Source organism: Dyadobacter fermentans DSM 18053 (assembly GCF_000023125.1).
GTDB classification, from domain to species: Bacteria; Bacteroidota; Bacteroidia; order Cytophagales; family Spirosomataceae; genus Dyadobacter; species Dyadobacter fermentans.
Genome location: NC_013037.1, coordinates 3783953 through 3803730 on the forward strand (window position 1 = coordinate 3783953; position 19778 = coordinate 3803730).

The 19778-nt window shown below is 52.8% G+C and carries 19 protein-coding genes; 11 read left to right on the plus strand and 8 right to left on the minus strand.

The features are described 5' to 3' along the window. Window positions 1-3 precede the first annotated feature (3 nt). The 5 genes from DFER_RS15310 to DFER_RS15330 form a co-directional block, all read right to left on the minus strand. A complete protein-coding gene (locus tag DFER_RS15310; RefSeq protein WP_015812558.1) occupies window positions 4-708 on the minus strand; it encodes an HAD-IA family hydrolase in 705 nt (234 codons plus the stop codon). A gap of 309 nt (window positions 709-1017) precedes the next feature. Continuing rightward, a complete protein-coding gene (locus DFER_RS15315) occupies window positions 1018-1596 on the minus strand; it encodes a helix-turn-helix domain-containing protein (RefSeq protein ID WP_015812559.1) in 579 nt (192 codons plus the stop codon). 132 nt (window positions 1597-1728) lie between these two features. Then, the gene (locus tag DFER_RS15320; protein WP_041736470.1) at window positions 1729-2529 is read right to left on the minus strand and encodes an isocitrate lyase/PEP mutase family protein; all 801 of its coding nucleotides are present in this window, start codon (window positions 2527-2529) and stop codon (window positions 1729-1731) included. Between the two features lie 16 nt (window positions 2530-2545). Further along, window positions 2546-2998, minus strand: coding sequence for a carboxymuconolactone decarboxylase family protein (locus DFER_RS15325; RefSeq protein ID WP_015812561.1), 453 nt, complete (start codon window positions 2996-2998; stop codon window positions 2546-2548). A gap of 142 nt (window positions 2999-3140) precedes the next feature. Continuing rightward, on the minus strand, window positions 3141-3509 hold the full coding sequence (locus DFER_RS15330) for a hypothetical protein (RefSeq protein WP_015812562.1): 369 nt from the start codon (window positions 3507-3509) through the stop codon (window positions 3141-3143). A 151-nt stretch (window positions 3510-3660) separates the two neighbouring features. Here DFER_RS15330 and DFER_RS15335 point away from each other — a divergent pair, with 151 nt between their 5' ends. Next, entirely contained in the window at window positions 3661-4164 is a 504-nt protein-coding gene (locus DFER_RS15335) for a hypothetical protein (protein ID WP_015812563.1), read from the plus strand. A gap of 73 nt (window positions 4165-4237) precedes the next feature. Here the strand turns inward: DFER_RS15335 and DFER_RS15340 are convergent, their stop codons facing one another. Next, entirely contained in the window at window positions 4238-6730 is a 2493-nt protein-coding gene (locus DFER_RS15340; RefSeq protein WP_015812564.1) for a glycosyltransferase family protein, read from the minus strand. Window positions 6731-7051: 321 nt separating this feature from the next. Between DFER_RS15340 and pfkA the strand changes: the two genes are divergently transcribed. Beyond that, complete coding sequence (pfkA, locus tag DFER_RS15345) at window positions 7052-8026, plus strand: 6-phosphofructokinase (RefSeq protein ID WP_015812565.1); 975 nt, start codon at window positions 7052-7054, stop codon at window positions 8024-8026. Window positions 8027-8041: 15 nt separating this feature from the next. On the opposite strand, the gene DFER_RS15350 is transcribed toward pfkA, so the two are convergent. Then, window positions 8042-8812, minus strand: a complete 771-nt coding sequence (locus tag DFER_RS15350) for a YdcF family protein (RefSeq protein WP_015812566.1) — start codon at window positions 8810-8812, stop codon at window positions 8042-8044. A 133-nt stretch (window positions 8813-8945) separates the two neighbouring features. On the opposite strand from DFER_RS15350, the gene DFER_RS15355 reads away from it, so the two are divergent. After that, the gene (locus DFER_RS15355) at window positions 8946-10325 is read left to right on the plus strand and encodes a DUF4369 domain-containing protein (protein ID WP_229206012.1); all 1380 of its coding nucleotides are present in this window, start codon (window positions 8946-8948) and stop codon (window positions 10323-10325) included. Window positions 10326-10357: 32 nt separating this feature from the next. On the opposite strand, the gene DFER_RS15360 is transcribed toward DFER_RS15355, so the two are convergent. Next, window positions 10358-11461, minus strand: a complete 1104-nt coding sequence (locus tag DFER_RS15360) for a lactonase family protein (protein ID WP_041736471.1) — start codon at window positions 11459-11461, stop codon at window positions 10358-10360. A gap of 191 nt (window positions 11462-11652) precedes the next feature. Between DFER_RS15360 and DFER_RS15370 the strand changes: the two genes are divergently transcribed. The 8 genes from DFER_RS15370 to DFER_RS15405 all read left to right on the plus strand — a co-directional run bounded on the left by DFER_RS15370 (window position 11653) and on the right by DFER_RS15405 (window position 19764). Beyond that, window positions 11653-13881 carry a heavy metal translocating P-type ATPase gene (locus DFER_RS15370; RefSeq protein ID WP_015812569.1) on the plus strand — a complete coding sequence of 743 codons (2229 nt, stop codon included), beginning with the start codon at window positions 11653-11655 and terminating at the stop codon, window positions 13879-13881. A gap of 117 nt (window positions 13882-13998) precedes the next feature. Then, entirely contained in the window at window positions 13999-14208 is a 210-nt protein-coding gene (locus tag DFER_RS15375) for a heavy-metal-associated domain-containing protein (RefSeq protein ID WP_015812570.1), read from the plus strand. A 69-nt stretch (window positions 14209-14277) separates the two neighbouring features. Next, window positions 14278-14742, plus strand: coding sequence for a hypothetical protein (locus tag DFER_RS15380; protein ID WP_015812571.1), 465 nt, complete (start codon window positions 14278-14280; stop codon window positions 14740-14742). A 92-nt stretch (window positions 14743-14834) separates the two neighbouring features. After that, complete coding sequence (locus tag DFER_RS15385; RefSeq protein WP_041736472.1) at window positions 14835-17060, plus strand: TonB-dependent receptor; 2226 nt, start codon at window positions 14835-14837, stop codon at window positions 17058-17060. Window positions 17061-17116: 56 nt separating this feature from the next. Further along, window positions 17117-17686, plus strand: coding sequence for a helix-turn-helix domain-containing protein (locus DFER_RS15390; protein ID WP_015812573.1), 570 nt, complete (start codon window positions 17117-17119; stop codon window positions 17684-17686). 64 nt (window positions 17687-17750) lie between these two features. Further along, window positions 17751-17984 (plus strand): heavy metal-binding domain-containing protein, encoded by a 234-nt coding sequence (locus DFER_RS15395; RefSeq protein WP_015812574.1) that lies wholly within the window; start codon window positions 17751-17753, stop codon window positions 17982-17984. Window positions 17985-18006: 22 nt separating this feature from the next. Then, on the plus strand, window positions 18007-18348 hold the full coding sequence (locus tag DFER_RS15400) for a heavy-metal-associated domain-containing protein (RefSeq protein ID WP_015812575.1): 342 nt from the start codon (window positions 18007-18009) through the stop codon (window positions 18346-18348). An 18-nt stretch (window positions 18349-18366) separates the two neighbouring features. Further along, window positions 18367-19764 carry a hypothetical protein gene (locus DFER_RS15405; protein ID WP_015812576.1) on the plus strand — a complete coding sequence of 466 codons (1398 nt, stop codon included), beginning with the start codon at window positions 18367-18369 and terminating at the stop codon, window positions 19762-19764. Window positions 19765-19778 lie beyond the last annotated feature (14 nt).

Here is a 19778-nt window from a genome sequence, read left to right on the forward strand (position 1 = left end):
AGATTAACTTTTCACCGCCATTTCGTGACTGGCCAAGATGATCCCCGGCACCTCCGCAATGTCGTCGATCACATGCGTGGGCTTGTAAGGCAGCAGCTGTTCGCGGGTGAATGCGCCGGTGGTGACACCGATCACATATTTGCAGCCCGCATTAATCCCCTCATTGATATCCACCTCGGTATCACCCACTTTCGCTACATTTTCAGCGGGTGTAACGCCGAGCGCAGCCATTATTTTTCGGATCATGTCCGGATAAGGGCGCCCGTACGGCACCTCGTCGCTTGCCACGAGACAGTCGATCCTGTCGGCCCAGCCGAGGCGGTCGACGATCACGTCGGCAATGTTGCGGGAGAAGCCGGTATTCAATGCAATTTTGACACCCTCCGCACGAAGCGCGGCGAAAGTCTCCTCCACATTCGGCAGCGGCGCTATTTCGTCGGTCGTTTTGTAAAAATCGATCATTCCGTTCACAAAATGCGTGTGAATCGAGTCCACCAGCGATTCTGTGATCTTCGACTTATCGGGCTCGCGCACTTCGAGCATCATTTTAATCGCCAGCGGCTTTTCGTAGCCCATCAGCGGGTTCACATTCTCAATCGCGATGTCATACCCTTGCGACCGCATCGCCTGCTGAAAGGCGATTCCTACAAAATTCCTATCCCGGACAGTCGTGCCTGCCATGTCGAAAACTACCAGTTCTATCGGCATCTTTTTTTTGTAATTGGTGAACTAATACTGAACTCGCCCGGACATCACAGCTTGCAGCAAATTGCGACTATTTGATAGCCTAAAAGTTAAATAATTTTAAACTTCTGCAAAAGCTCCATTCCGCCCCGGCAACTTCAAAAAAACACCGGAAGTTAGCAATAATCGAGCAAAGCCAATTCAAAAAGTTAACTTATATTGAATTTATTGCACGAATATCGCTGGCACTGCACAAATTTAGGGAAGTAAAAATGTGAAGAAGTTAAGAGAATGTTAATTAATATTGAACACAAAAATTAACAAGCCGATGTGCTACTGGGCCTCGTTGAAGAAATAGATGACCAGCAGAACGGCTTCGTCGCATTCGTGGCATTTAAGGTTATGCAGCTCGTTGGCGTCAAAAAACATTGAATCGCCCTGGTTGAGGATGTATTTGTTTTTGCCAACCGTATACTCCACGGCACCCGACAGCACATATTTAAATTCAAGTGCATTCGTGCGCACCATGGGGCGTTTGGCGTCTTTTTCGAGCCGGAGCAACACCACGTCGATGTGGTTGTCTTTGAACTGCTTGCTGAAAATGCGCTGGTAGAAGTAGCCCTTGGCATTTTCTTTGGTGAAGGGCTGGTATTCCTCTTTCCGACGGATCAGCACGTCCTCGCCGGGTTTGATAGATATAATATCTTTGAAAAACACATTCAGGTCGATGTCCAATGCCTTGATCAGGCCCAGCATAACCGGCAGAGAAGGGATCGTGCGGCTGTTTTCGATCTGCGAAACAAGACTTTTCGTCACGCCGGCTTCATCGGCTATTTCCTGAAGGGTAACGCCCTTACTTTTTCTGACTTCCTTTAATTTATTGCTGATCTGAAAAAGAATGTCTTCCTGCATATCGCTGCGTGTGATTACCGGTTAGGTTCGGAGTATGGTGCAAAGTAACTCCGAATTTTGGTCTAAAAATAGAAAATCTCCCGGTTGCGGCCGCCGGGAGATTAGATAATATACGCAAAGTTACTAATCGTATTATACCAGCTGACCGGTTACCGGATGATGGCTCCGGCCTTCGTGGATACTTTTCAGCATGTTTTCAACCGAGCGCAACGCGGCCCGGTGCAGGTTTGGACCAAAGCTGACGCGTGCCACGCCTAGTTTTTGAAGCACATCGAGGTCGGGTACACCCGGCCGCGCCAGCACGTTTAGCGGCACTTTCACGGCGTTCATCAACGTGCGGACCGTCGCTTCTTCGCTTGCCAAAATCGGGTAAATGCCATCCGCCCCGGCACTTGCATAAGCACGCCCCCGCTCGATTGCGAGCGCCAGTTTCTGGTCTTCCGGCAAATCGGGCTTTGCCAGGAATACGTCCGTGCGGGCATTGAGAAAGAGCCGGGTATTCTCACGCTCGGCCACGCGGACGATCAGCCTCAGTTTTTCCACCTGCGCTTCGATAGGCACCAGTTCGTGCGTGCGGACGTCGCTGTCCTCGATGTTGATGCCCGCCACTCCGATGGCGATCAGGCGGCGAATGTTCGATTTCAGGGTTTCGTGATCCGCCGCATAGCCTGCCTCCAAGTCCACTGTTACCGGCACATGCACCGATTTCGTGATTTGGGATACAATAGCGAGCAGGAAGTCGAACGGAATGTGCTCTCCGTCCTCATACCCGTGCGCGCGGGCAATGGCGGCGCTGGCCGTGGCAATGGCGGGAAAACCTTGTTTTTCGAGCAGCTGCGCGCCGGCAGCGTCCCAGATATTGGGCAAAACGAGCATTTTACCGCTGTGATGCAGTTTTTTGAGCAAGTCAGCTTTTTCGGACTGGGTGCTCATGCGGATGGAGCGACTGTTAAACATGGCTTTCAGCGGCATGCACCGTAACCTGATCGGCGATCAAAATGCGGTTCCAGGCGCTGATCGCCACCACGCCCATGATCACCGCTTTGGTATACTCCTCCCCGAGCAATGCCACGGCCCGGTTGTAGACCGCGTCGCTCACACCGCCGCGGTGGATGAGCGTCACCTCCTCCGTGAGCGCCAGGATGGCCTTTTCTTCCTCCGAATAAATGGCGGCTTCGCGCCACGCGCTGAGCATATAAATGCGCTGGTCGCTCATACCCAGCTCGCGGGCTTGCCGTGCGTGCATATCCAGGCAATATCCGCAGCCGTTGATCTGCGACGCCCGGATTTTGATCAGTTTATAATGTACCTTATCGAGGCCGGTTGAGGCAACGTATTTTTCAATTTCCCTCACAGCCGCGAAAGCCTGCGGGGTAAGTTCACTGGTTGGTTTGCGGGACATGGTCAAGAATGGATAATGTAACAAATGACTTATCCAAAATTACCCTGTTATCGGACTACCACTGTGATCCATTCCGCCAGATTGCACATAGTCCAATCCACCGACAAACCCGCATTACTCCTACCGGCCCCGCATTCGGACGTCAGATCGTTTTCAGTGAAGGATCATAGAAGCTTTTCCAAAGCGCCACCGCTTCCGCCACCGTTTCAGGAGGCGAGGCGAGGTAGTTTTTGATCTTCGTCAGGTTTTCGGAATGCGCTTCTTTGGCCGAATATTTAATGAGGTTAACCAGCAGCTTATCGATGTCCGTCGTGTCGCTTTGCCAGTTTTTGCTGTATTTTGAAAACCATTCCTCGCTCAGGAACACAACGCCCGAATACCTGTAAACATCGGAAAAACCGTACGCGTCGATCACGATCGGCTCGGTAGGCCATTCGGCATCAAGCTCCTTGTCGCTGAACTTTTCCCGGCCATCGCCGAGGAGGGCAATAAATCTGTATGTTTTTACCATGGTGACTAGCTATTTCGGCTCAATATATCCTGCCGGATTCACTGCTACAAATGATTTTGATAAAAATTCGGAGCGCCGGCGGGCATTTGCGGGATGATTGCGGCAATGGGAATGTTAGCTATTTTTACACCCGCATACAGGTATATTATTCATGATCCGAATCTCCCAACTTCCGCTTATCCAGAACCCCGGACAGTTTTACGCAGCAGAGCACATTCTGCTGGTGGACGTGCTGCTGGTAGGCGACGCACCGCGACAAATGCGGGAATACATTAAAAACGTTCACGGAGGATTTATCCACGAAAAGAAGACCTACATTCCCATCACACTCACCGGCACGCCCGAAAGCCTGCTGGCCAATGCCGGGAAGCCCATTGTGTTCCGGTTCGACCGCGGTTTTGAAAACCATTACCATTTCGATGGCAACCTCAATGCCGCTATCTGGCACAAAAAGCTTTATAACGTTTCGGCGTTCATCGATCAGCCGTCGGTCCAATTCGAGCGGGAGGAAGCGTTCATTATCAATCGCTACCTGACCGGCTACCGCGAATACCACGATCCCGAGCCGAACGAAAAGCTGCTGGAAATACCGGCAACCAGTCCCGCGATCGGCTTACGCGCAATGCGGGGACTGAAACCGGTTCGAAAGGATTAGAAAATGCGCGGCGCTTCGGAATGTGATCCGAAGCGCCGGTTTTATAAAGGATAGGCGTAGCTGCCTCCGATTGTCAGGCGGTTTTCTTTTTCCGCGATTCGACCACGATCGCCCCTACCACCAGCCCGACGAGCAACAGCGAGCTCACCAGGTCGATTTTCGTACCTGTGGTGACCGAAACCGGTTCAAACCGGAACTTGATCGTGTGCTTGCCCGCCGGCACACGCAATGCGCGCAGCACGTAGTTGGCACGCAGCATATCGGCCGGCTTGTCGTCGATCGTTACCTGCCATTCGTCGCGGACATTATAGTAAATTTCCGAGAACACCGCCAGGCCTTCGCCGTTGGCATTGGTTTCATAAATCAGCTCGTTCGGTTTGTAGGAAATCAGGCTGATGCGCGCCGTTGAGTCGGTGGCGATTTTGAGTCCTTCCAGTTTAGGCGCGAACTGCTGGCCGATGATCGCCTCTTCACGCAGCTTGGTCGTGCGCAATGCAGCCATTTCGGCGTCGGCGTTCGGTACTGTTTTGAAGGATTTTACAAACCAGGCATGACCGTAAGCGTCGGGATTGGGCTGGGCGACTTTGTTTCCCTGCTGATCAGGCGTAATGAAATACTTCGTGTTCAGCATGTTCAGGATCTCGATATTGGGCTTTTCGGTGCCCATTAGCTGGTTTTCGAAAAGCTCCTGGTATCGGCGGAGCTTGGCGGCATGGTAACCGCCCAGCGACTTGTGGAAATACGATGCCTGAGCGCTGTTGAACGGCCCGCCCTGCGAAGCGAGGTCGTAAACACGGAAATCCGGATCGGTGTCGCGCAGGATCTGCTCGTCGGCCGGTGACGGTGTGGTCACTCCCTGGGCCACATAGGCGCTCACAAAATCCTCGTTGTTGAGATATCGCTTATCGACGCCGAACAAATCGAAAATGACCAATGCAAGAAGTACGGCATAGAACACGGTCGATTTGAGCTTATCCTGTGCGTAAAACCAAACTATCGCAGCGGCCAGCGCGATAAAGATCAGTCCCCGGATGGCATCGCTTTTCATGAGGCTTTCGCGGTCCTGGATGACCGCATTCAGAAGCTGCTGACCGAATTCCTGGTTTTGGGTTGCCTGTGTAAACTGCTGTGCGATCATCGGATCGTTGGTACCCCGGAAGCTGAAAAACAGGCTGGGCATCAATGCCATGATGAGCATCAGTCCGCCGGTAATGCCGACCGATATCAGGAACGGCTTCTGCAATTCCTTCGCCGTAATCTTTTTCTGCGCGATCGCCAGCAGCGCCATTACGCCCACCATAACCATCAGCAGCTGGGCCAGCGAAATCACCATCGTTACCGCCCGGAACTTGTTGAACATCGGGAAGTAGTCGAAAAAGAGGTAATTGATCCCCGCAAAGCTTTTGCCCAATGCCCATATCACATAAAGCACCACCACGCCTGCCGCCCAGTGTTTCAACGGACTTTTGACAATAAACAGTCCGAGCACAAAGAGGAAGAACACGATGGCCCCCACATAATTAGGCCCGCCCATAATCGGCTGGTCGCCCCAGTATAGCGGTAATTGCTGGATAAAGCCCTGCGCAGATGCCGCATCCACCCCGCGGCTGGTCAATGTTTTATAGAATTCGGATGAGGTCGAAACGGGGCCGTACGAGGCGCCGCCATATGCATTGGGGATCACAAGCGTCATCAGCTCGCCTACCCCATAACTATAAGTAAATGCGTATTCCTTGTCGAGCCCGTCGCCCTTTTTAGCGCCGCCATTCTTCGTTCCGGCGGTGAGTTCCGACTTGCCGCGGATGGTCTCTTTCGTATAATCATACGCGCTCCACAGCCTGGTAGTGTGCGTTCCTACGGCCAGCACCGCCGCCAGCGCCAATCCGCCCAGCACGGGTACCAGTTGGGATGCAAGGCCTTTTTTGATAAGCGAAACGCTCTCCACGATCACCAGGAGCACCACGCCGATTCCGAGATAATAGGTAATCTGCACGTGGTTGGCATATAGTTCCAGCGACAGGAAAAGCGCGGTAAGCGCCGCGCCGGCGAGCCAATCACGGCGAAATGCGAGGATTACGCCTGCCAGTACGCCCGGCGCATACATGATCGCCAGCACCTGCGAAATGTGCCCGGCTTCGAGGTTAATGACATTGAAACAGGAGAACGAGAATGCCACCGCACCGACGGCCGCCAGCCAGCCGCTCGCCCCCAGCACCAAAAACAGCACATAAGCGCTCACGAGCCCGATCAGAAAATAGTTGGCGGGAGCCGGCAGGAGCTTGTTCACGCCCTGCCCGATTTTAGTAGAAATACTCGTAGGAAAATCGGCCGCGACGAGGTAAGCCGGCATTCCGCCGAACATGCTGTTGGTCCACGCCGACCATTCCCCGGATGCCTTTTTATAATCCAGCACTTCCCGCGCCGCGCCTTTGGCCTGAATCTCGTCCGTTGCGCTGAGCTTCTTGCCTTCCAGCACGGGAGACACATACGCGATGGACAGGATCATAAAGCCGATGACAGCCACCAGATGGGGCCACAGACGTTGCCAGGAGAAAAGATTTTTCATTTTGATAATGTTAAACTACGGGTTGTTTTTGGATGAAAGCGGCACCGGGCCGGGCCTGCTTCAAATATGACTTTTCAAACAGTAATAGTCGCAACGAACGCTCGCTAAGGGATATTAAATTTCCATTAACCGGCGCAAATATATGAGTATTGGTATATGTTTGAGACGTTGAAAACGATTCTTCGTCAGGCATTTTTTTAACATAATTAAGAATCAAGGCATATATTTTAAGAAAATACCGGATAAATTTGCGGAAATTGTGCCTTTAAGGTTCGATTGGAGCTGTACATAGAAAGAATAGAAGTAACCCGAAATTATTAAATGAAACGAATTGGAGTTTTTACCTCAGGAGGAGATGCCCCTGGTATGAACGCCTGCATCCGGGCGGTAGTACGCGGAGCATGCTACCATGGTATTGAAGTATTTGGAATCAGAAGAGGATATAGCGGAATGATCGCCGGTGACGTCTACAAGATGGAGTCGCACTCGGTTAGCAATATAGTGCAAAGAGGAGGTACCATCCTCAAATCGGCACGTAGCAAAGAATTCATGACTCCCGAAGGCCGCAGGAAGGCTTATGATAACTTGCAGTCGCTTGGCATCGAAGGGCTTATCGCCATTGGCGGTAACGGTACTTTCACCGGCGCGATGATCTTCGGCAACGAATACGGCATCCCAACCGTGGGCGCTCCGGGAACGATCGATAACGATTTGTACGGAACCGACTACACGATCGGCTTCGACACGGCTGTGAACACCGCGCTGGACGCGATCGACCGTATCCGTGACACCGCCAGCTCACACGACCGTATCTTTTTCATCGAAGTAATGGGCCGCGACTCGGGCTACATTGCCATTCAGTCCGGTATCGCAGGCGGTGCCGAGCTCGTGATGGTTCCCGAAGTACTCACGCCGATTTCCCAGGTGGTGGATACCCTCAAACAAGGATGGAGCCGTTCGAAATCGTCTTCAATCATTATCGTGGCGGAAGGCGACGAAGAAGGAAGCGCTCAGGAAGTGGCCGACAAGATCAAAGTTCAGGTGGATGAGAACGCGGATATCCGTGTAACCACCCTGGGCCACACGCAGCGCGGCGGTACGCCGTCCGCTTACGACCGCATCCTGGCAAGCCGTCTCGGACTGGGCGCCCTGGAAGGCCTCATTGCCGGACAGAAAAACGTCATGGCCGGTATCATCAACAATGAACTGGTGTACACGCCTTTCGAAGACACGATCCGGTTGCCGAAGCCAATCAATGAAGACCTGCTGAGAATGGTAAAAATCCTGAGCGTTTAATACGCCGGGTGCCACTCAGCAGTAACCCATGATTTTGTAAATAACAAAGCCCACCATTTCGTGCCACAGGACATTGAAAGAGTCTAGTGCGGATGGTTCGGGTATCATTTTGCGAACGGTTAGTTCGCCATAACCTCCGTAAAAGTCGGCCGGGAAGGGCTTCGTTTTGATACCTGCTTTTTCAAAACACCCCACCGACCGGCGCATGTGGAACGCGGAGGTAATCAGGATGTATTTTCCGGAAGGGAACATTTTGCGAAGAATCTGCGCGGAATTCAGCGCGTTCTGACGGGTATTTTTCGCCTTTTCTTCAAAAACAATATCGCCGGCCGGAACGCCCCATTGTACCAGCAGCGCCGCTGCCGTTTTCGTTTCGCCGCGTTTGCCGGCCATGGCGTCATCGGCGCTGGCCCCTGTGATCAGGATTTTCCTGATCTTGCCCGCCTTGTACAGCAAAAACGTTTGCAGCACCCGGTCGCCCCGGTCGCCCATCAGCGCGTGGTCCGCATCCGGCATGTCTGTATTGGCCAGTCCGCCGGACAACAATATGCCTACGTCGTAAGTCTCCCGGATATCGCTGATATTCACCAGCGGAGCCTCGTACCAGTTGAGCGCCGCCCGCACCAGGAAGGAATTCGACATCAGGTACATCAGCACAATCACCAGTCCGATCACCCATTTCTGCTTTCGCCGGTTTTTGACCAAAAATGCATAGATCAGCAGCAGAAAAAGCATGCTCATGGGCATGACCAGGAAGTCGATGGCTTTGGATAGAAAATAAAACATTTGAATAAGAACCCTGTCGATGTAAGCGTTTTGATTTTAATTTTACAGACATCAAAAATCTGAAATAATCCAATAAACAGCTTTAATGCAAACTTTCCATAGCCTGATGAGAGATTATACCCGCACTTGCCTGATGTTACTACTGATTTTGACAGGCTTTTTTTCCACCGCTTACTCCCAGGGCTACCGTATCGACGCCACCATCCACGGCATGCGGGACTCGTCTTTCGTGCTCGCGCATTACAATCGCAACGGCTCGCAGATCGTGCCGAAGGACACGGCCAAGGCCGACGCCAACGGAAAAATCGTGTTTGAGGGCAAAACGGCGCTCCCGGGCGGACTCTACGTAATACTATTTCCGGGAAACCAGAAGATGATCGAGGTGATTTATTCCGGTAAGGAAACGAATTTTGCCATTGAGGCCGATACGAGCGATTTGAACGGCTCCGTGAAAGTAACCGGCTCTCGGGAAAACGAACTTTTCTACAACTATCGCCAGGAACTTGCAAAAGGCGGTAAGGAAATAGAGGTTTTGGGTAAACAGGCAACTCCCGAAGCCCAGGCCCGCGTGAAAACGATCCAGGAGGGCTTCGGCGCTTACCGCAAAAAATTGCTCGCCGAAAATGCCGGCACCTTCACGGCGCAGCTCCTGAAAATGTCGGCCGACCCGGAAATCCCCGCAGCGCCCAAACTGGCAAATGGTAAAACTGATTCCACCTGGATTTTTAATTACTACAAAGCGCATTACTGGGATGCATTCGATTTTTCGGACCCGCGCATTATGAACACGCCGTTCCTCGAACCCAAAATGGAGCGGTATTTCAAAAACCTGGTAGTGCAGGTACCCGATTCGATTATTAAAGACGCCGATCTCATTGTGAAGAAGGCCTCCGCGAACAAAGACATCAAATCATGGACGGTTTATTACATTACCAATCAATACGAAAATCCTAAAACGGTCGGGACGGAAGCTGTGTGGGTGCATATGGCCACTAAATATTACCTGTCAGGTGAAATGGGCGTTTCGGAAGAAGTCAAAAAGCGGGTGAGTGAAAAGGTGGCGACCATGAAGGACCTGCTCGTGAACAAAACCTTCCCGGCGCTGACATTGACCGACCCCGCCGGCAAAAAAGTGGGTGTACAGGCCATCGACGCGAACTATACCGTGCTGTTTTTCTATGCCCCCACCTGCGGGCATTGCAAGGAAGCCTCGCATGTGCTCAAAGCATTTTACGATAAGAACAAGGCCAAAGGTATTAAGGTAATGGCCATTTCGACCGAGCATAATGTGGAAGAATGGAAAACATTCATTAAAACCTACCACATGGAAGAGCTGATCAACGGCTTTGATGCATTGAACCAGATCGACTTCAACCGGAAATACGATGTGGTAACCACGCCGATGATCTACATTTTAGATAAAAACAAAAAGATTATCGCCCGCAAAATGCCGGTAGAGCAGCTGGAAGACTTTTTGAACTACTACCAAAACAAAATGGCCAGAAAACTCTGACCATTTCGATTGTAATATTTCGCGAGTTCCGCTTACAGGAATGCGACACAAATGGGCAACTTCACGGCAATGCTTTCATGCTTGAACGTAAATTTGCCCGTTTCTGCATCTACATCGTACACCACGAGATTATCCGATGCCTGGTTGGCCACGATCAGGTATTTCCCGGTAGGGTCGATATTGAAATCGCGCGGCGTGGCGATGGATTTCGTTTGCTGATCCGCCATTTCCAGCTCGCCATTGCCCAGTATCCGGAATGCGGTGATGGAATTGTGCCCGCGGTTCGAAACGTACACGAACTTGCCGTTGGGATGAAGATGAATGGCCGCACTGGTATTCGTTGGGCCGGAATAATCTGCGGGGATCGTCGGGTAAGTTTTAATTGCTTTAATCACACCCTTTTTGTCGATGGAGCAGGCGGTCACTGTTGCGTCGAGCTCATTGAGCAGGAACATGCGCTTGCCCGACGGGTGAATGATCAAATGGCGCGGACCGGCTCCCGGTTTCCCCGAAAATGAAGGCTGAGGGGCATTCGGCGTCAGCTTTCCTGCATTGGCGTCGACGCTGTAATTCATCACTTTATCACTTCCTAAATCGGTCACGTACACATACTTCCCGTCCGGGCCGGCCGTGGCAAAATGCGCATGGGCTTTCTCCTGGCGCTTGGTGTGAGGGCCTGTTCCGGTGTATTGCTCTTTGTAAACGGCCGCGCTCAGCTTCCCGCCGGTCTCGATATTGTAGGCCGAAAAGCTGCCGCCTCCGTAATTGGAGACAAATGCCATCTTGCCCGTCGGGTGTACCGACACGTGGCAGGGCCCGGCGCCTTCGGAAGGCTGGCTGTTCAGGAAAGTGAGCTTGCGGTCGGGTTCGATGGCGTAGGCAGAAACCTTGTTGTCGGAAGAAATCGCGTAGAGATTGCGCTTGTCGGGCGAAATGGCCACATAACCCGGCGCGACGGATTTGTTGATCGTATCAATCAGCGTGATCTGCCCGGATGCCAGGTTCAGTTCGCAGCGCGTGATCGAAGAATTGGCCCCTTTGTCCTGCGTACCCACGTAGAAAGTAATCTTCCTCTCCTGCGCGAATGCCGATAAACCAGCGGAAAGTAATAGGATGGATAAGATCAGTCTTTTCATCATCAATGCTTTTTGTGAATACCATGAATGCAAGGGAAAGAGCCTGTGAAGCCATTTTTAATGTTGATTTGCCGGATATGTGTCATTTTAAATCGATCCGTGCTTTCCAAGATCTTGTAAACCGCAGCCAGAATTGTGTAACGGCCGGGGCAGAATTGGATTTTATTTTTGTATACCAATCCTGAAAGACCATGGAAGCGACAACAGATATAAAAAAAATAACCCTGCCGGTAACAGGCATGTCCTGCGCGGCGTGTGCGGTGAGCGTAGAGTCGATGCTGGGCCATACGAAGGGCGTCTCCGATGCGGCGGTGAACTATGCCAACCAGTCGGTGGCCGTTTCGTACGACCCCGACCTGATCGACCTCCCCGAAATGGACCGCGTGCTGCAAAGCATCGGCTACGGGCTCATCATCGAAGAAAACGAGGAAGACGCCATTGCCGAGCAGGAGAAAATCCAGCAGGAGCATTACCTGCAACTGAAAAACAAGGCCATCTACACCGGCATACTCACCGCGCCCATCGTGGTGCTGGGCATGTTTTTCATGAACTGGACTTATGCGAACTACATCATGCTCGCCCTGACAATCCCCGTGCTCTTCATTTACGGCCGGGGATTTTTCGTGAATGCCTGGAACCAGGCGCGGCACCGGAAGGCTAATATGGACACGCTCGTGGCGCTCAGCACCGGTGTAGCATTCCTTTTCAGCACGTTCAACACCTTTTTTCCGGCGTTCTGGCACGCGCGCGGCCTGCACCCGCATGTGTATTTCGAAGCATCGGCGGTGATCGCCTTTTTCATTTTGTTGGGTAAACTGATGGAAGAACGCGCCAAGTCGAACACTTCGGACGCATTGAAAAAACTCATTGGCCTGCAACCTAAAACGGTGAAAGTGTACCGCGACGGCGCTGAAACCGAAATCCCGGTCCGCGAGGTGCGGCTGGGCGACGAGGTCATTATCCGCTCCGGCGAGAAAATCCCAGTGGACGGCACCGTGGCGAGCGGAAGTTCGTTCGTGGACGAGAGCCTGATGACCGGAGAGCCCATTCCCGCCGAAAAGAAGCCCGGCGACAGTGTTTTTGCAGGGACGATTAACCAAACCGGCAGCTTCACATTCACGGCCGAAAAAGTCGGAAAGCAAACCGTCCTGGCGCAGATCATCAAAACCGTCCAGGCCGCGCAAGGCAGTAAGGCACCCGTGCAACGGCTCGCCGACCGCATTGCCGGGATATTCGTTCCGGTGGTGATCGGCATTGCGATGCTCACATTCGTGGCCTGGCTTGTGTGGGGTGGGGAAAATGCCATTACACACGCCATGCTCACAGCGGTGTCGGTACTCGTGATCGCCTGCCCGTGCGCCCTGGGCCTCGCCACCCCTACCGCGATGATGGTGGGCGTGGGCAAGGGAGCCGAAAACAACATCCTCATTCGCGACGCGGAAAGCCTTGAAAAGGCGTACAAAGTGGACGCCGTCATACTCGACAAAACCGGGACACTGACCGAAGGCCGACCCCAGGTGACCGATTGGAAATGGGCAGCTTCCGTCCAAAACCAGCCGCAGCATTCGGCGGCCGTGAAAGCCCTCGAATCCCGCTCGGAGCACCCGCTTGCCACGGCGATCGTCCAGCATGTCGACACCGCAGGGCAACCGGAAGTTACCCGTTTCGAATCGCTGACGGGCAGCGGCATCCGTGGCGTCGTTGCGGGCAATGCCTATTCCATTGGAACATTTCAATTTCTTGAAAAAGAAGGCGTGCGGCTCGATGCTGCACTGCAATCCGCCTATGACACACTCACGGCACAGGCCAAAACCGTGATCGGAATCGCCATTAACGGTCAGCATGCTGGCCTGGTAGCAATCGCCGACCAGTTGAAACCGACCTCGCGCGAGGCGGTAGCACGGCTTCGCGGGCAGGGGATCGAGGTACATATGCTCACCGGCGACAATGCGCAAACCGCCGCTGCTGTGGCATTCCAGGTCGGCATCGACAGCTTCCGGGCGGAAGTGAAGCCGGACGACAAAATGCAGTTCGTCCAAAAACTGCAATCCGCCGGAAAAACGGTAGCGATGGTAGGCGACGGCATCAACGACTCGCAAGCCCTCGCGCAGGCGGACGTAAGTGTAGCAATGGGCAAGGGTTCAGACATCGCAATGGACGTCGCCAAGATGACCCTCATCACCTCCGACCTGCTCGCATTGCCCAAAGCATTGACCTTATCCCGAAAAACAGTAGTAACGATCAGGCAAAATCTGTTCTGGGCCTTCATCTACAACCTCATCGGTATCCCGATCGCCGCCGGCGCCCTCTACCCTCTCAACGGCTTCCTCCTCGACCCAATGATCGCCGGCGGAGCTATGGCACTCAGCTCGGTATCGGTGGTGATGAATAGTTTGCGGCTGAAAGGCAGCCGGCTGTAACCCAAAAACTCTGCAACGCCTTCCCACAATTCTGTAATGCGTCCCCGAAATGGGTTACCGATATTTGTAAAACAATTTAACACATAGCATCCCGGGCGGGGCCCGGTTTTTAGTAACATGGAAACTTTGAAATTTAAGACCAATATCAAATGCGGCGGATGTGTGGCTGCCGTTACGCCCTTCCTGAATGGCGATGAGCATGTGGAAAACTGGGCCGTTGACCTCGAAAGTGCCGACCGCGTGCTGAAAGTCGAAACGAGCCATTCTCCGCAGGAAATCCAGGAGCTGATCAAAAAGGCCGGCTATGTAGCCGAGAAAATCGCCTGATAATTAGTATTTTTGGCCCGGAACAAACATTTCGGGCCAAAGCCGGAAACATTTGCGAGCAAGATTCCAATGAAAAACAAACTGCATAGATCGATCACCATCCTGATGGCCATTCTGGTTCTGCTCAGCAGCACCGGATTTGTGCTGACAGTGCGCCAATGCGCGATGATGGGGGGCAAATCCATGCAGCTTGCCGGCAAAGCCAAAGACAGTTCATGCAAACCCAAAGTCGCTTCGTCGTGCTGTGCCAAAAGTGCGGCGATGAAAATGGCTAAGGGCGCTTCCCTCGAAAAAACAGCCTGCTGCAAAGAGAGCCAGAAGCTCGAAAAGCTGGAAATCGCTTCGGTAGATTCGCAGCTGCTCGCGAAATTGCTCAAATCGGTAGCGACCGCCGTTACGTGGTCGGTAACCCGCTTCCAGTTCATCCAGGCCGAATGGGCCGTCCCGGCCGCACCATTCTCCCCCGACATATCCTTCACATCCCGTCTTCATGGGAGAAGTATGCTCGTTTTTGTACAGTCATTTTTGATTTGATACCATTGAATAACAGCCATTAAGCAACAGCCAGCGCATTTTCGTCGCCTGCTTTTGCTGCAAGTCTATTATTCCAATGAATGCGTCAAATCATGAATAAATACCTTTTGGGAGGACTGCTCACGCTGCTTTGCTCCTCCATTTACGCACAACGTATAACTGGGTCGGTCAACGAACAGCAACCGCAAACCAAAAACCTGACCCCGATCACCGGCGCCAATGTGTACTGGTCCGGAACCACGCAGGCGACCGCCACCGATGAAAACGGGCGGTTCAGCATTCCGCGGTCGGCGCAGTCGGCGCTGCTGGTGGTGAGCTTCGTCGGCTTCCGGAACGACACCATTAAAATCGGTCAGGAAAGCGAATTGCAGGTCGTTCTGCAAAGCGACCAAACGCTCGACGAGGTGACTGTACGCGCCGGAAATACCTCCATCGACCGCCTTTCTCCTCATCAAACCGAAATCATCACCACCCGCGCACTCGCCAAGGCCGCCTGCTGCAACCTTTCCGAAAGTTTCGAAACCAATGCATCAGTATCGGTATCTTACAGCGATGCCGTGACGGGCTCCAAGCAGATCCAGATGCTGGGTTTGAACGGCACGTACATCCAGACGAACGTCGAGAATATCCCCTCGATCCGCGGCCTGGCGTCTACTTTCGGGCTTAACTTCGTGCCCGGAACGTGGATTCAGTCGATCGACGTCGGCAAAGGCGCGGGTTCCGTCGTCAACGGCTACGAGTCGATGACGGGGCAGATCAATGTGGAACTTCAAAAACCGGATACGCACGAAAAGCTTTATCTGAACACCTACGTCAACAACTTCGGCCGCGCCGAAGTGAACCTGAACCTCGCCCACCAGCTCAACGAAAAATGGAGCACCGGGCTGCTCACACACGGCAGCACCCTGCGCAACCGCGTCGACAAAAATGGCGACGGCTTCCTCGACCTTCCGCTTTACGCGCAGTACAATGCCATTAACCGGTGGAAATACCAGGGCAACAAGATGATGGCGCAGTTTGGCGTGAAGGCACTTTATGAAGACCGGCTAGGCGGCCAGAAGGATTTCGAACGCGAAATGAAAGGCACAACGCAGGCTTACGGCTTCGGTGCGAAGGTGAACCGCTATGAGTTTTTCTCAAAAATCGCACGACTGTTTCCTGAGCAACCCTACAAAGGGCTCGGCCTGATCCTGAATGCTTCGCTGCATGATTCGAAATCGTATTTCGGCCTCAGCAACTACGACGGCACGCAGAAGACACTTTACGGAAACCTGATTTATCAGTCGATCATCGGCAATACGAATCATTCCTATAAAACCGGGATCAGCTATATGCTCGACAATTATGACGAGGTTTATAAGAATATCCGCCTGAAAAGAAACGAATCGGTGCCGGGGGCATTCTTTGAATATACCTATAACCACCTCGACAAATTTGTGATGGTAGCCGGAGGACGCGTCGATTTTCACAACCTCTACGGCACGCAATGGACCCCGCGCCTGCATTTGAAATACAGCCTCACCGACCAAACTACCCTGCGGGCGTCGGCCGGGCGTGGATTCAGGGTCGCCAATCCGCTGGCCGAATACTATGGTAACCTCGTGAGTTCCCGCAATGTGACATTCCGTGAAGCCATCCGCCCCGAAGTGTCGTGGAACTACGGCGCCAGCGTGACACAGGAATTCAAACTTGGCGAAATGAGCGGAAGTTTTATCATGGATTTTTACCGCACCGATTTTGAAAACCAGCTCGTTGCCGATATGGAAGATCCGCGTTACATTCGCTTCTACAACCTTGAAGGCAAGGCTTACGCCAACAGCTTCCAGGCCGAAGCCAACCTGACGCCCATCAAGCGCTTTGAACTGAAACTGGCCTACCGGCTTTTCGATGTGAAACAGACGATCCGCGACGTGTACGACGCCAGCACATTGCAGCCGCGCATGATGGTGAGCCGCGATAGGGTGCTGTTCAATGCCGGGTATGCGCTGCCTTACGATAAATGGAAGTTCGACGCCACGGTGCAATGGAACGGCAAGCGCCGGCTTCCGTACATGGGCCATGTGCCCGATCACCACGTTCCCAACAACCTGAGATCGACCATGTCGCCGTCATTTTACAACCTGAATGCACAGATTACCCGCACATTCCCGAAATGGGATATTTACCTCGGAGGTGAAAATCTGGCCAATTTCCGTCAGAAAGATCCGATCATGGGTGCTAAGGACCCATTCGGTCAGCATTTCGATGCCGGCATGGCATGGGGGCCCGTCGTAGGGCGAATGATTTATGCAGGAATGCGTTATAAGATTATCCGGTAATTTTTTGAGGGAGAATGGAGGAAATGGAGAATCAATAGGGGTTTAGACATTTGAATATGAAATTATATATCAAAAATATGGTGTGCGACCGCTGCAAGCGGGTGGTCCGTGAGGAACTGAACGGGCTGGGCATTGACCTGACTTTTGTGGAGCTGGGCGAGGTGGAAACGGTGGCCGAAGTGGACGCCGATAAGCTGAAAGAAGTGCGAACGGTGCTGGAAAACAATGGGTTTGAGCTGCTCGACGACCGCCGGCTGGCGCTGGTGGAGCATATTAAAACGCTGGTGATCGACGAAGTTCAGAACCTGAAAGGAAACAAACCGGCGCAGAAGAATTTTTCGGATTACCTGTCTGAAAAAATTGGCTACGAATACTCGTACCTGAGCAACTTGTTCTCTTCCGAAACCGGGCAAACGATCGAGCAATACATCATTGCGCAAAAAGTAGAGAAAGTGAAGGAATGGCTCTCCTACAACGAGCTGACATTGAGCGAAATAGCATGGCGACTCTCATACAGCAGCACCGCGCACCTGAGCAACCAGTTCAAGAAAGTGACCGGCATGACGCCCGGCGAATTCAAAAAAGGCACCGCCCAGCGCACTTCCCTGGACCAGGTCGGCCAGTAATGGAGCTTTAATTTTTACATTAATATAAAAAAAGAATACCAAGGACTTACTAAACTTCAACTGTATGAACAAAGTCATTATCGCTTCCCTTCTGCTGCTGTCGGCAGCCTGTACGGGAAACAAATCTGAAAAAGAGGCCGCCACCGAAACACATGCCGTAAGCGAAAAAAAATACGCGTGCCCGATGCAATGTGAAGGAGACAAAACCTACGCGGAGGAGGGTAAATGCCCGGTTTGCAAGATGGATTTACAGGAAGTGGCAATGGCAGAAACCGATTCAACAGCACATCAACATTGATTCAAAAACCTGATTATATATCATGAAAAAGACCATTTTAAGCCTCGTAACGGCCCTTTTCCTGGGCCTGAATATCGTCTTCGCCGACGGGACCAAAGAAGTAAAAATCAAGACCTCGGCCATTTGCGAAATGTGTAAAGTACGGCTCGAACGCAACCTCGGACTGTCGAAAGGTATCAAAGAATCCAATCTTGACCTTTCTAACAAGGTGATCACCGTGAAATACAACCCGGATAAAACCACCCCGGAGGCGATCAAAGCGACGATTAACAAAACCGGCTACGATGCCGATGAGCTGCCTGCCAACCAGAAAGCGCACGACAAACTTCCCAGCTGCTGCCGTAAAACCGCAAAAGCACACTAATCACCAACATTCTTCATCATGCTTCTCAACAAACTTCTTATCACGACGGCCGCCGGAATGGCGGCCGTCGCTACGGCGGGTGCCGTTCTCCCTGCATTCGCGCAGCACGAACACCACCAGAAGCCTGCGAAAGACACTGTCAGCCATGAAAACCATGACATGAAAAGCATGGATCATGCCCAAATGGACCATTCGGGCAAGCCGCACATGACCCACAGCTTTTCGCTCAGCCTGCCCATGACCCGCAATGGCTCGGGTACGGGCTGGCAGCCGGACGCCACACCCATGTACGCCTACATGAAGCACGGCAGCAAATGGAACTACATGCTCCACGGCAGCATTTTCCTCCGCTATACCGCCCAAAACTTCAATAATGACGGCAAAAAAGGCTCCGATTCGAAGTTCAGCGTGCCCAACTGGTTTATGGGAATGGCCCAGCGGCAGGTCGGCAAAAATGGCTTGCTAAACCTCCGCGCCATGGTTTCCCTCGACCGCATTTTCGACGGAGGCGCGGGTTATCCGCTGCTATTTCAATCCGGCGAGAGCTGGAAAGGCCGGCCGCTTATCGACCGGCAGCACCCCCACGACCTGTTTTCGGAGCTGTCCATCGGCTACACCCAACGCATTAGCGACAAGGTCGACCTGACGATCTACGCGGGCTACCCCGGCGAGCCGGCACTGGGGCCGACGGCATTTATGCACCGGATGTCGGCATTCAACAACCCCGACGCCGTGCTCGGTCACCATTGGCAGGACGCCACCCACATTACATTCGGCGTGGTCACGGCGGGCATCCGCTACGGGAAGTTCAAACTGGAAGGTTCCTCATTCACCGGCCGCGAGCCCGACGAGAACCGCTTCGATTTCGACAAGCCGCGCTTCAATTCTTACAGCTACCGGCTGCTCTTTAACCCGTCGGCCAACTGGGCATTGCAGGCGTCGCGCGGATTTATCAAAAGCCCCGAGCCCCGCGAACCCGATGAAGACGTGAACCGCACGACGGCTTCCGTGCAGCATTCGGGTAATCTGGGTGGCAAAAACAGGTGGATATCCTCCACGGTCGTTTGGGGCCTGAACGACGCCGGTGCGCACCATAAGGAGCATTCTTTACTCGCCGAATCCAATGTACAACTGGATAAATGGGCAGTTTACGGACGTTATGAATGGGTGCAAAAAAGCGTTGGCGAACTCGGGTTGGAAACAACTCTGGGTGAGCTGGGATTTGAAACACTGCCCGTTTCAATGTATTCGGTGGGTGTGAACCGGCAGATCGCCTCGTTCGGCAACACGCTTTTGCAGGCGGGCGGGCAGCTGAGTTTGTACAAACCCGACCGTCCGCTGGAAGCCGCATATGGCAAAACACCACTTTCAGGACAAGTTTACCTGCGCATTACCCCCGGGCTCATGCGTATGTAAGCGGGCTTTTTTTA